The organism is Haloferax profundi (genome assembly GCF_001469865.1).
Lineage (GTDB): Archaea > Halobacteriota > Halobacteria > Halobacteriales > Haloferacaceae > Haloferax > Haloferax profundi.
This window is the reverse complement of the sequence record NZ_LOPV01000160.1, coordinates 1-11,855: the sequence shown is the minus strand read 5'-3', so window position 1 is coordinate 11,855 and position 11,855 is coordinate 1. Positions and strand designations below refer to the sequence as shown.

Below are 11,855 nucleotides of genomic sequence, written 5' to 3'. Positions count from 1 at the left end.
GTTGACCGGTCGCGGCGAGGCGATTGCCGAAGAAGTGCTTCGGTTCGAAGCGAACGTGCGAACCGCCCAGCGACTGACGCCGCTCCTCGAAGTCATCTGCGACGACCACGAGGAATTTGTCGTCGAACCCTTCGTCGACGCGACGGTCACGGTGGCGGACCCAGAAGACCCCTACCGTCCCGTCGAGCGGTTCGTTACGCTCGTCCGCGAGACGAAGACGTTCCGTGGGTTCAACACGACTCACATGGCTCCCTTGGCCCTCGGTGAGTTCCACGAACACCTCTTCGGCGCGACAGAGACCGAGATTATCTACCTCCCCACAATCGTCGAGAAACTCTTCGAGACGTACCCTGAACGCGCTCGTGAGGCAATCGAGAGCGGGCACCTGACCCTCCGAACTCGCGACGAACTCCCCTACGGCCTCGCTATCTTCGACGAGCGTGTCGGTATCGGCGGGTACGACAGGTCGACGGGACTCATGCAGGTCTTCGTCGATACGGACGCACCAATCGCCCGTCAGTGGGCCGAGCGCCTCTACGCGTCGGTCAGAGCGGACTCCGAATCGCTCGACCAGACACACGAGTAGCGTTCCCGAGTCGTTCTGCGTGCGTCTCTCTCGCATCGCGAGAACGTGACATCGACGTAATGGGTTCTGCGGACGACTATCCACTATGAACACCGTTCGCGGACAACACGTCGCCGAGGGAGTCTACCGCTTCGGGACGAAGCGTATCAACTGGTACGTCGTCGAAGAAGACGGGGCGCTCACCGTCGTCGACGCGGGTCTCCCCGGCCACTGGGAACTGCTGGTAGAGGGTGTCGATGCACTCGGGTACACCCTCTCGGATATCGAGGCTATCCTCGTCACCCACGGTGACCTCGACCACGTCGGATTCGCTGAGTGGTTGCACCAGGCCACTGGCGCGCCAGTGTGGATTCACCCGGCAGATGTCAAGCACGCCAACACGATGTCGCGGTCACTGCCGCCGATAGACTTCGTGAAGAACCTGTGGCGACCCGCCACGATGTCGTACTTCGTCGAAGTCGTGCGTTCGGGTGTCGGGTCGGTCCCACCGCTCACGGAGTTCGAAGTGTTCGAAGATGGTGACGAACTCGACGTGCCGGGTCACCCGACTGTCATCCACGTCCCCGGGCACACTGCTGGGTCGTCTGCATTTTACCTCCCGGACCGAGGCGTGCTCTTCTGCGGCGACGCGTTGATGACACTCAACGTCCGAGATGGAAAATCGACTCCGCCGACAGTGTTGCCGCCGATACACTACGACGTCGAGAAGGCGTGGTCGTCGATACGAAAGCTCGAACCGTGCGGTGAAGTGGTGTTACTCTCGGGCCACGGCGAACCGTGGTCCGGTGACGTGGCGGCAATCGTCTGAGACACAGATGGTGTCCTGACACACGATGGCAGGACATCTCTCTTCGACACTACGGGTGCAGTGACTACCGACGTCACCCGGTTACACTCACGTCGCCAGAAACTCAAGTCCTTCCGGCCCGTACCACGTGACAATGGCAACACCCACTCCGACACCGGGCATCCACCACGTGACGTGCATCGCTGGCGACCCACAGGAGAATCTGGACTTCTGGGTCGAAACGCTCGGCCTGCGACTCGCCAAGCGCTCTATCAACCAAGACGACCCCAGCACCTACCACTTCTTCTTCACGGACGCTGAGGGCACGCCGGGAACGAGTATGACCTTCTTCCCGTGGGAGAACCTCTCGCGCGGGAAGGTCGGGACAGGACAGGTGTCACGGACCGCGTTCCGCGTCCCCGAAGGGAGCCTCGACTACTGGGAAGACAGGTTCGACGAGTACGGCGTCGACTACGACGACCGAATCGAACGCTTCGGCGAGACGGTCCTGCCCTTCCGCGACCCGGACGGCCTGCCGGTCGAACTCGTCGAAGTCGCCATCCCCGACGACGACCCGACCGTCCCGTGGACGGAGTTCGTCCCCGAGGAAGCCGCGATTCGCGGGTTCCACTCGGTGACGCTCTGGGTGGCCGACCCCGACCCGACGATGGACCTACTGGAGACGATGGGGTTCGAAGAAGCCGGAACCGAGCAGGCGCAAGGAGATATGGCAGGCGACGAACGAACCCGATTTGCCGCGTCTGGTCCCGTCGGGAAGTACGTCGACGTGCTTCCGACCATCGAGAGTAGTCGACAGGGCCACGGAACGGTCCACCACGTCGCCTTCCAGACACCGACCGACGAGGACCAAGAGTCCATGCGAAACGCAGTCCAATCGGCGGGACTCCGACCGACACCGCAAATCGACCGCCATTGGTTCCGCTCGGTCTACTTCCGCGAGTTCGGCGGTGTCCTGTTCGAACTCGCCACCAACGGCCCGGGGTACGCGAGCGACGAACCACTCGACGACCTCGGTGGGCGACTCGTCCTCCCCGGAAAGTTCGAGGCTCGACGTGAGCAGATAGAGGCTGGATTGACCGACGTGACGATACCGCGGGCAGAGTCTGTGGAAGCGGACGACTGAGTGCCTGATTCGCCGTCGTGTTTCTCGTCGGTCTCGCGACCGGATGGCTCTCCGACCGGCGCGACCCACTCGTCTGGTGAGCAGTTCCCGTCACTCGGGAAACGCCTCAAACGTAACGTCACGACGGTGCGTCTCTCGAACAGAGGACGTGGACGATGACGACGTACAGACGGTTGCAGAACGTAGCAGTACAGTCGCGACCCTGGGGATTCCCCCTCGTCTACCTCGGGTGGGCATTCGTGTTCTGGGCACCGATACTGGTCTCGGAGACGTCGGTCTGGTCGTTCCCGAACGTGGTCTTCTTCCTCGTCGGGGGTGCGAGTCCCCTCCTCGCCGGCGTCACGTTGGCGGTTCTCACAGGGGGGACTGAGCGACTCCGTGGAATGTGGCGACGTCTCACCGACCTCAGGCGTATCAACCCGACATGGTTCGTGACGATTCTGCTCTTCTGGCCGGCGTTCAACCTCCTCGTGGCGGGCGCTGCATTCACGCTCGGCGTGTCAGACCGTCCGGTGGACATCGTCTGGGGACTCCTGACAGACCCCGAAACGCTCGTGTTCGTGCTGGTCCTGTCGTTCGTCTTCCCACTCGTCGAAGAAATCGGTCTCCGTGGGTACTACCTCGACGCCTTGCAAGAACGATTCTCCCCGACAGTCGCCGGTCTCTTCAACGGCGGAACGTGGGCCGTCTGGCACGCACCGTTCGTCTTCTTCCCCGGCTATTACGCGAACACGACGTTCGACCCGGAACTCTGGTGGTGGCTCCCGTCTATCGTCCTCCAGACGCTCCTTATCGTCTGGGTGTACAACAACACCCAACGGAGCATCCTCGCAGTCCTCCTCTTCCACGGAATGATGAACCTGACCGGGGAGTTCCTCGGACTCGCACCGGAGATGTTCCCGTTCCTCCTCGTGGGAACCGCACTCGTAGCGATGGCCGTGGTGTTGCACTGGCGGCGGCCGACAAGCGGGACTCACAGTCACCCAACGAAGTGACAACTGAACGAAGTCGGTCGAACTCCGGGTCGGCGTCGAAGGCGGCGTATGGTATCCCGGTTAAAAGACGGGAACACGCCCGACGAGGAGGTCTGCTCGTAGGTCGTCCAAGTCGCCGAACTCGGCCACGATGGCGTCTCGTACGGCCCGGCCTTCCGAGACGGTGCTGACCACGTCGACCGCCCACGGTTCGGTCACCGGGTCACCGATACGTGAGAGGAGTTCGACACTGCTGTAGGTGGCGCCGTGTTCGTCGTGGAGTCGGCGAGCGATTCGGAGCGAGAGCAAGTTGTACAGTTTTCCGACGTGCGTGAGTGGGTTCTTCCCCGCAGTCGCTTCGAGACTCATCTGGCGGTGTGGTGTGATAAGGCCGTTCGCACGGTTGCCGCGGCCGACGCTTCCGTCGTCACCTGCCTCGGCGGAGAGACCGGTCGTCGTGAGGTACACCTGCCCTGCGTCGATGTCGTCGGCGTTGTTCACGGTGACGGAGACAGGATAGTCGACGCTCGTCTCGGCGTGGTGTTCGACGAGGGCTTCGATTTCGGCGAGCACGTCCCGGTAGGCGTGGATGTCTTCGACGTGCGAGTCGAGTATCGCCGCGGCGACGGTGAGGTGGAGGTGGTCACCCCGACGGAGCGCCATCAGTTTCACGTCTTTTCCGACGGCGGCGAGTTCGCGGTGGAGTCGCGGTTCGAGAGTCCGCACGAACTGCTCCGTCTGCGTCCCGGGTGCGTGACCCACACCGATACTCGTGTCGTTCGCCAGCGGTTCGTCACTGCGTTCGAATAGCGACCCCAAGTCGCTGGACGTTTGCCCGATTCGCGTCTCGACGACGACGTGTTCGGGGGCCAGTTCTGGAACCGTCTGGAGGAGGTAGTCCCGCGCGGCCGCCGTTGCGAGGTCGTCGATTGGGAGCGACTCGCCAGCAACACGCGTGGTCGCTTGCCCACCGACGAGGACGTATATCGGGTCGACGACCGACCCACCACCGAAGGCCGGCCGTGACTGACCGGCCCCGAGGTGGACTTTGTCGGTGTTGTGGTGGAGGATGCGACCGAACTCGTCGCGGTAGAAGCGAGAGAGGCGGCGAGAAACCGCCTCTGCGACGCCGTCACAGAGCGAGTCGGGGTGCCCAATGCCCTTTCGCTCGACGAACTCGATTGGGTGCCGACTCACAGGGTCACCGTCGGCGTGACTCACCGAGATGCGGTCGTCCATACTGTGGTATCGACTGGCAGGGAGAAAGTCACTCGGGGACGAACACCCTCGGCGCGACTCGTATACACGTCGGGTCGAGTCCTCGGGAGAGAGTAACGGATACGTGACGTCACGTTGAAAGATAGCGCATGATTCTACCGGGGAATGGAGCGCATCTATGAGCGCTCCAGCACCACGAGAGCGACCACTCTCCCACGTGTACGACGCGGCGTACACTGGCGTCCCGAACTGGGATATCGGCCGCCCACAGCGAGCGTTCGTCCGTCTCCTCGAAGCAGGCCTCGTCGAGAGTCCGGTTCTCGACGTCGGATGCGGGACTGGTGAACTGTCACTCTTCCTCGCTCGGCACGGACACGACGTTCTCGGGATAGACATCTCGCCGCTCGCGGTGCAACAGGCGAACGCGAAAGCCAGCGGACGACGAGTCCGCGCACACTTTCTCGTCTGGGATGCACTAGACGTCTCACGACTCGGCGAAGCGGGTCTCACCTTCCGGACGGTGGTCGATTCGGCGATGTTCCACCTCCTCGGTGACCGAGAGCGTGACCGCTTCGTCACCGAACTCGGTGCCATCGTCCCACGTGGGGGTCTCTACTGTGTCCTCGGTGACGCCCGATACGACGAGCGCTCGACGTACGGAATTTCGCCCGGAGAACTCCGGCGGCGGTTCAGTGATGCTGGGACTTGGGAGGTGGTCTTCGCGTATCGGACTGTCCTCGAACGACGCTGGAGTTCGGGCCCGGCGTACTTCGTCGGCGTCCAGCGGACGTGACACAGCGAGGGGCCGACCCCCCGAACGGAGACGATACCCCCTCGTGTTCCACTCGTCGCAACCACTAACTTGTACACCGTCGATTCACCGGTAGTGACTCGCTCGACGCAGGGTCGATGCCAGTCCCGACGAACCACTCGATACACACGGGGACACCTGCTACACCCCCGACCAGCCTGCTGAAATGTCTGACTACCACGAAATATTCGAAAAGATGCCCGACGGCGTGCTGCTTCACGAGGTCGGAGGCGGTGCAATCGTCGAAACGAACGAGCAGTTCTGTTCGATGCTCGGGTACAGTCGTGAAGAGCTTCTCGAACTGGACTTCGACGCGATACACCTCGACGAACCGCCGTACACTGCTGAGCGGGCCGAAGAACTGATTCGACAGGCAGCGAGAGAAGAACCGCGACACTTCGAGTGGATGACGAAGACGAAGTCTGGCGCACCACTCCCCGTCGAAGTCCACCTTCGAGAGACGACTATCGACGGCGACGTGCGCGTTCTCGCAGTCGTTCGGGACATCTCCGAACGACAGAGACGCCAACAGGAACTCACACTCCAGAACCACCGCCTCGAACAGTTCGCGAGTATCGTGAGTCACGACCTCAGAAACCCGCTGTCCGTCGCACAGGGGCGACTGGAACTGGCGCGCGAGGAGTGCGACAGCGAGCATCTCGACGCCGTCTCGAGAGCACACGAGCGAATGGAGGCACTCATCCGCGACCTGCTGGTGCTCGCTCGCGAAGGTGCAGAAGCGATGACTGTCGACTCGGTCGAGCTTTCGGCCCACGCGAAACTGTCGTGGGCGAACGTACAAAGCGGAGACGCAACACTCGCCGTCGACGACGACCAGCGGTCGATACGTGCGGACCCCGGTCGACTCGAACAACTCTTCGAGAACCTCTTTCGCAACAGTGTCGAACACGGTGGCGACGTCTCGGTTACCGTCGGTCTCCTCGACGACGGCTTCTACGTCGAAGACGACGGCCCAGGGATTCCACAGCACGTCGTCCAAGAGGTGTTCGAGGCAGGATACTCGTCTGTGGAAGATGGAACCGGAATTGGACTCAGTATCGTGATGGAAATCGTGACCGCTCACGGGTGGAAGATTCGGGTAGTCGAGAGCGAAAGCGGAGGCGCGCGGTTCGAAGTGACAGATGTCGAGTTCGTCTCTTGAGGGGTGGACCGACAGCCACAGGTGGCCAGTGAGTACGGCTACGAGGGCAGTTCAGTCGGGGAGACGTCGAACCGCCTGAGGAAGTTGTGAACCGTCTCGTCGGACCCGACGATAGTTATCCGTTCGCTGCCGGTGAATCGCCACTGCGGGTCGACTGTACTCGTCTGCCCTTCGCCGTCTTCGATGGCGATGACGCGACAGCCGGTCTGCTCGTAGATGCCCGAATCTGCGAGCGTCGACCCGGCGAACGGAGCGGCCGGCACGCGAACGAGCCGAACCTGACTCGCTGGTGCCAGTACGTCCTCGCCGCGAAGTTCTTTGGCCACCATCCGAGCGCTCACTCGCGGGACCGACAGGACGTAGTCGGCACCGGCACTGAACGCCTTCTGCGTGGTGTCTGCGTCGCCGACGCGGACGAGCACCTCGATGTCAGGGTTGAGCGACTGTGCCAGCACAGTCGTGAGGAGCGCTACCGAATCGTCGGGGACACCGACGATGATAGCGCCGGCGTTCTCGACGCCCGCTTCGAGTAAGACGTCTCTCGACCCACCGTCCCCGACGAAATCGACTCCGGGCCTGTCTTCGACGTCGATAGTCACGACGTCTGCACCCGACTCTTCGATGACCTGTCTGGCCGACTGGCCGACTTCGCCCAAGCCGACGAGAACGAATCGCTCGTGTTCGGTGAACGAGCGGGGTGGGCGGGTGAACTCACTCAGTTCTTTGAGTGCCTCCTCCCCGCCCGATACCAGAAGCACGGTGTTCGGGGCGACGATGGCGTCTGGGCTAGGAGGTAACTGTAACTCGCCGTCGAACCAGGCACCGACGATGGTCGCTCCTGTTCGCTCTCTGACGTTGGTGTCTCGGATTCTCCGGCCGACGAGTTCGCTCGAATCGGAGACTGGAAGCTCCATCAATTTCGTGTCCCCGCCGATTTCGACGGTATCTCTGAGTTCGGAACTGAACGAGGCGACGGCTTTCTCTGCGAGGCGGTGCCCCAAGACGCCGTGAGGCGACAGTACGGTGTCCGCACCGACCTTGTGCAGTATCTCTTGCATGTCGCTGTCGTCGGTCAGCGCGATGACGTCGACATCTGACCGGAGCGACCGAACGGTGAGTATCGTGTTGACGTTCGCATCGCCAGCGTCCGTGATGACTGTCCGTGCGGTGTCGATACTCGCTCGCTCGAACGTCTCAGCGTCCTGCGGGGAGCCGTGGATTGCTGCGTACCCACGGTTCGAGAGTGCCTCGGCGTCTTCCCGTGAAGACGAGATGAGTACGTACTCGATGCCGAACTCTCTGAGTTCGTCCAGAAGGACTGCTGAGTCACGGCGATACTCGCAGATGATGACGTGCCCGCTTTTCGGACTGAGTCGGTCGTCGAGGTTGACCTCGGCACCGGTGAACAGGGGGATGATGATGAGACGGAGTGTGAAGAACCCGATTGCGATGCCCGATATCTGGGTCGTGGCGACGAACAAGAACATGAGCGGATGGCTCCAGATGTCCGAGTCTTGGCCGTACCCGGTGGTCGTCATCGTCTGGATGACGAATTCGAACGACGCGAAGAGAGACTGGTCGACACCCTCCAGTCGTGCCAACGCGTAGTTGTATACCACCGTGTACAGGAGTACGAGTAGTACGAGGCCGATGACGTAGTAGATGACGTGTCGGACTCGACGGCTTGGCTTCAGCCTCCGAATCGATTCTGGGAACGAGACCATCGTCTGATGCGTACCTCTTGCAGCGAAACGGAGAAAAATCACGCGCCACTCGGGGTGTGCGGCGGTCCAGACGGTGGTCAGTGGTCGTCTGTCCTCTCTGTGCTGTCTGGGACCGGGATACTGTCTGGACTTTGTCGTAACTCTTCGAGACACGTGAAACCGAGCGGACAGTCGAGACGTATCACTGTCTTGTAGTAAGTGTCGCCCGGAACACTACCAGTCGACAAACTACTAGTAGCGACTACGGAGAGTACAGGCGTACATTAATTACATCAGCACACTAATTTCGTTCTATGCCCGTGAGTATCGACGACTTCGAGTCTGGAGACCTCCCACAGGGACCGAGCGTTCCAGAACAGGTGGTCGTCTATCTCCATACGCATCGTGACCAAGCGTTCACTCGTTCGGAGATCGCCAGTGCAATCGGTGAGAGCCCGAACACCGTTGGAACTGCTCTGTCGCGGTTGAAACAGCGTCAGCTGGTTCGGCACAAGGGCGAATACTGGGCGATTACGGGCGACGAAGAGAGAATCGTGGCCGCATACGATTTACACACCGTAAGCAACCGACTCGACAACGAAGACGGCGGTATCGACGTCGACGAGTGGGACACGACAGCCCCGGAGACGCCGCATCCGAGCGAGCGCGATACCAGCGAGGACACGGCGTAGATGCAACCGGAGCGTGGTGACGTCGTTCGAAGCGCTGACCCATTCAAACTCGGCGACGACCGGCAGCGACCCTGGCTCATCGTGAACAACGACTCCCACCCGTTCGACGGTGAACAGTACATCGCCGTCGCCATCTCGACGAAGGAGTACGGCGACTCGATTCCACTCTCGGCGGACGTCTGGGAGATCGGTGGCGTTCCTCGGCAGTCGTTCGTCTCTCCGTGGGCGGTTCATTCACCACGGAATGAGGACTTCGTCGCGTGGCAGGATCGCGTGACGGCCCCGTTCGTCGACGACATCGTAGAAGCCGTGGAGACGTATCTGGAGTAAGTACAGGGTATCGCCCGGAACACTAACGGCCGGTATCATCCCGAGGCGGCGTGCCGCGTCAACCGGGAAACCCTCGTGCCAGGCGGTCCGTCTTTCGGGCGCGGACGTTCCGAAGTACGCCGGCGTCTGCCGGCCAGTATAGCAGCGTTTGCAACTGGTTGCACAGCCGACCGCACGCAGTCGTGCGGTCGAGTGTGAACTGACTTGCAAACGCTGCTATCGATGTTGCGCACCCGGGTTCGCCGTTCTGTCATCGCTCCCAAAGCGGGACAACTCGGACGGGGACTTGAGGTACGCAGTCGCTTCTAGTTCGTCGGGGGTAAAACGAGTTCCGACCGCGCCGTCTCCTCGCCTTCGAAGAAGACGGCCCGCAGGCGGACGACTTGTCCGTCGACGCGGATGTAATACAGACGGTCGTTCGGCCCGCCGGATTCGGGGAGTGCGTCGAGGTCAGCACGAAGCGCGTCGTAATCGCTCAGACAGTCGGAGATACTCGATTCGCGTGGATGGCCACCCGCCGCACCTTCGACGACTTGCTGAACCCACTCGCTGTTGGCGACGCGTGGGTCGCCAGACTCCACGACAGCGGCGTCCGAAGGCGCGTTTCCGACCAACTCTGCTCGCAGATAAATCTCTGCATCCGAACACCCCCGCAACGACGAACAGCCAGAGAGAGACGCCACGACGCCCGTACTGGCCAGTGCGAGGCCAGCACGGAGGAGGCGTCGGCGAGACTGAGACGGGGGCATCGTCTGAGACAACCTCAGAACCTGAGATAAAGGTTCGGTCCCTTACAGCGTGTACTCTGACTCGCCGAGTTGGACGTACTTGCCGTTGCGGTACTTCATCTTCGTCTTCTTGTACCGCGTGGCGAGTTTGGCAGCGCTGAAGCCAGCAGAGAGTTTGGCCCGGTCGAACGCCTTGTATCCACCGTCGTTGGCCAGCAGTTTGCGAGCGGCCTTGAACGTCTTGTCCCAGTCGCTCGGGCCGTAGTCGTGGACGATTTCGGCCATGGCGACGTTTCGGAGGATTTCGTCGCCGATGGCGTCTTTCCAGCGCTCGTTGTACTCGCTCATATCGCCGGAGGCGGCGAGTTCGCCCGCGATAGCACCAGTCCTGACGGCGACGTGGTCACCGCCTTCGTGGAACGCCGACGTCGAACCCATCGCCCCGCCGGTCACGGCGATGCCCGCTTTGGCGGGCGAGTCGATGGGTCGCGTCGACGAGATTGCGTACGTCTCTGTTCCTTTGGTCTTGCCTCGGTCTTCGACCAGCGGGAAGTCCTCGTCGACGTCGTACTCGTCGCCGTACTCCTGTTCGAGGAGTCGGCGGATGTACTCGCGGCCCTGCGGGATACGCTCGTCTTCGGGGCGGAGGAGTTCGTACTCGTCACGGTCTTCCACCTCGTCGATGTCGAGGCCGATTGGCATCGTCAGACCGACGCGGCACACGTTGTTGTCGTTCGGGAAAATCCACGGATAGGCCGTGTGGCCGGGCATGTAGCCCCACCAGAACTTGATTGCGCCGTCGACTTCGTCGAACAGTTCGGGCGGGAACTCGCGGTGTTCCTGGTAGGCGATGTGGTTGACCTTTGGCGCGGCGAGGCGGTCGGTGATGTCGAACGGGAGGTACTTGTCGAGGACCTTGTTCGTGACCGTCCGCTGTGGACCGTCGGCGAGGACGAGGAAGTCGGCACCGACGTCCTCACCGTTCGCCAGACGGACGACGTGTCGCGGGTCGTCTGCGCCGACGCCGGCGTCTGGGTCCGTCTCCACGTCGCGGACGGACGCCTTCAGGCGGTACTCGGCACCTGCGTCTTCGGCGCGACTCCGCATCCAGTCGTCGAACTTCGCCCGGTGGAAGGTGTAGCCGAACTCGTCGTAGGAGGACTCGATACCGGTACTTCGTAGCGTCAGCGACTCGTTCGGACCGATGAACTCGGCCCGGTCGAGGATGTCGAGGACGACGTCGTCTGGCATCTCGTCGGGGTCGATTCCCATGATGTCCACCCAGTAGTCGAGGATACCAGCCGCGTCCGTCGAATCCGGACCGAGGCCCTGTCGGTCCGCTCGGGGGACGCCTTTCTCTAAGACCACGGCGGTAGCGCCAGCCGACGCAGCAGCGTGTGCTGCCGACGTTCCGGCTGGACCGCCACCGACGATGGCGACGTCTACGCGTTCCATACCGCTACAGCACTTCGCTCGGGTATTAAACCCCCTGAACCGATACGACCCTCGCGTTCGACGAGAGTCTCGGTGGTGATAGCTATCCACACAGAGACGGAGACGTTTTACCTGCCCGACTACCGTCTCTGATAACTAGGCACGGAGGTTTATCAGGCAGTCCGGCCGATTTCCGGGTCAATGACCGTAGACCAGTCGGGCGAGAACAGAGCGCCCGTGGTGTTCCGCGACGAAACCGGGGACCTCGTCTTCGTCGATGGTGGAC

12 protein-coding genes are annotated in these 11,855 nt (G+C 61.9%); 8 read left to right on the top strand and 4 right to left on the bottom strand.

Features of this window, described 5'->3' with window-relative positions; translation table 11 throughout:
• From AUR66_RS08495 to AUR66_RS08480, 4 genes are all read left to right on the top strand, one after another.
• The coding region (locus AUR66_RS08495) for a helix-turn-helix transcriptional regulator (RefSeq protein ID WP_058572027.1) at positions 1-586 on the top strand (586 nt) is incomplete at its 5' end.
• 85 nt (positions 587-671) lie between these two features.
• Positions 672-1,394 carry an MBL fold metallo-hydrolase gene (locus AUR66_RS08490; RefSeq protein WP_058572026.1) on the top strand — a complete coding sequence of 241 codons (723 nt, stop codon included), beginning with the start codon at positions 672-674 and terminating at the stop codon, positions 1,392-1,394.
• A 133-nt stretch (positions 1,395-1,527) separates the two neighbouring features.
• Positions 1,528-2,517, top strand: a complete 990-nt coding sequence (locus AUR66_RS08485; RefSeq protein WP_058572025.1) for a ring-cleaving dioxygenase — start codon at positions 1,528-1,530, stop codon at positions 2,515-2,517.
• Between the two features lie 155 nt (positions 2,518-2,672).
• The gene (locus AUR66_RS08480; protein WP_058572024.1) at positions 2,673-3,512 is read left to right on the top strand and encodes a CPBP family intramembrane glutamic endopeptidase; all 840 of its coding nucleotides are present in this window, start codon (positions 2,673-2,675) and stop codon (positions 3,510-3,512) included.
• Between the two features lie 60 nt (positions 3,513-3,572).
• On the opposite strand, the gene AUR66_RS08475 is transcribed toward AUR66_RS08480, so the two are convergent.
• Positions 3,573-4,730: a methionine adenosyltransferase gene (locus AUR66_RS08475; protein WP_058572023.1), complete on the bottom strand. Its 1,158-nt coding sequence runs from the start codon at positions 4,728-4,730 to the stop codon at positions 3,573-3,575.
• Positions 4,731-4,887: 157 nt separating this feature from the next.
• Here AUR66_RS08475 and AUR66_RS08470 point away from each other — a divergent pair, with 157 nt between their 5' ends.
• Together AUR66_RS08470 and AUR66_RS08465 are read left to right on the top strand one after the other, a co-directional pair.
• Positions 4,888-5,502 carry a class I SAM-dependent methyltransferase gene (locus AUR66_RS08470; protein ID WP_058572022.1) on the top strand — a complete coding sequence of 205 codons (615 nt, stop codon included), beginning with the start codon at positions 4,888-4,890 and terminating at the stop codon, positions 5,500-5,502.
• 184 nt (positions 5,503-5,686) lie between these two features.
• On the top strand, positions 5,687-6,682 hold the full coding sequence (locus AUR66_RS08465) for a sensor histidine kinase (RefSeq protein ID WP_058572021.1): 996 nt from the start codon (positions 5,687-5,689) through the stop codon (positions 6,680-6,682).
• A 38-nt stretch (positions 6,683-6,720) separates the two neighbouring features.
• On the opposite strand, the gene AUR66_RS08460 is transcribed toward AUR66_RS08465, so the two are convergent.
• Positions 6,721-8,406, bottom strand: a complete 1,686-nt coding sequence (locus AUR66_RS08460; protein ID WP_058572020.1) for a potassium channel family protein — start codon at positions 8,404-8,406, stop codon at positions 6,721-6,723.
• A gap of 293 nt (positions 8,407-8,699) precedes the next feature.
• Here AUR66_RS08460 and AUR66_RS08455 point away from each other — a divergent pair, with 293 nt between their 5' ends.
• Together AUR66_RS08455 and AUR66_RS08450 are read left to right on the top strand one after the other, a co-directional pair.
• Complete coding sequence (locus AUR66_RS08455; RefSeq protein ID WP_058572019.1) at positions 8,700-9,077, top strand: winged helix-turn-helix domain-containing protein; 378 nt, start codon at positions 8,700-8,702, stop codon at positions 9,075-9,077.
• The gene (locus tag AUR66_RS08450) at positions 9,078-9,407 is read left to right on the top strand and encodes a hypothetical protein (RefSeq protein ID WP_058572018.1); all 330 of its coding nucleotides are present in this window, start codon (positions 9,078-9,080) and stop codon (positions 9,405-9,407) included.
• Between the two features lie 305 nt (positions 9,408-9,712).
• Here the strand turns inward: AUR66_RS08450 and AUR66_RS08445 are convergent, their stop codons facing one another.
• Both AUR66_RS08445 and AUR66_RS08440 read right to left on the bottom strand, forming a co-directional pair.
• Entirely contained in the window at positions 9,713-10,156 is a 444-nt protein-coding gene (locus AUR66_RS08445; protein WP_058572017.1) for a hypothetical protein, read from the bottom strand.
• A 42-nt stretch (positions 10,157-10,198) separates the two neighbouring features.
• The gene (locus AUR66_RS08440; RefSeq protein ID WP_058572016.1) at positions 10,199-11,590 is read right to left on the bottom strand and encodes an NAD(P)/FAD-dependent oxidoreductase; all 1,392 of its coding nucleotides are present in this window, start codon (positions 11,588-11,590) and stop codon (positions 10,199-10,201) included.
• Between the last annotated feature and the right edge of the window lie 265 nt (positions 11,591-11,855).

What these genes read in the sequence shown, in the direction of transcription:
- AUR66_RS08480 (WP_058572024.1), top strand. Translation starts at nt 2,673, where the DNA reads ATGACGACGTACAGACGGTTGCAGAACGTAGCAGTACAGTCGCGACCC.
- AUR66_RS08490 (WP_058572026.1), top strand. Translation starts at nt 672, where the DNA reads ATGAACACCGTTCGCGGACAACACGTCGCCGAGGGAGTCTACCGCTTC.
- AUR66_RS08485 (WP_058572025.1), top strand. Translation starts at nt 1,528, where the DNA reads ATGGCAACACCCACTCCGACACCGGGCATCCACCACGTGACGTGCATC.
- AUR66_RS08455 (WP_058572019.1), top strand. Translation starts at nt 8,700, where the DNA reads ATGCCCGTGAGTATCGACGACTTCGAGTCTGGAGACCTCCCACAGGGA.
- AUR66_RS08450 (WP_058572018.1), top strand. Translation starts at nt 9,078, where the DNA reads ATGCAACCGGAGCGTGGTGACGTCGTTCGAAGCGCTGACCCATTCAAA.
- AUR66_RS08460 (WP_058572020.1), bottom strand. Translation starts at nt 8,406, where the DNA reads ATGGTCTCGTTCCCAGAATCGATTCGGAGGCTGAAGCCAAGCCGTCGA.
- AUR66_RS08475 (WP_058572023.1), bottom strand. Translation starts at nt 4,730, where the DNA reads ATGGACGACCGCATCTCGGTGAGTCACGCCGACGGTGACCCTGTGAGT.
- AUR66_RS08470 (WP_058572022.1), top strand. Translation starts at nt 4,888, where the DNA reads ATGAGCGCTCCAGCACCACGAGAGCGACCACTCTCCCACGTGTACGAC.
- AUR66_RS08440 (WP_058572016.1), bottom strand. Translation starts at nt 11,590, where the DNA reads ATGGAACGCGTAGACGTCGCCATCGTCGGTGGCGGTCCAGCCGGAACG.
- AUR66_RS08445 (WP_058572017.1), bottom strand. Translation starts at nt 10,156, where the DNA reads ATGCCCCCGTCTCAGTCTCGCCGACGCCTCCTCCGTGCTGGCCTCGCA.
- AUR66_RS08465 (WP_058572021.1), top strand. Translation starts at nt 5,687, where the DNA reads ATGTCTGACTACCACGAAATATTCGAAAAGATGCCCGACGGCGTGCTG.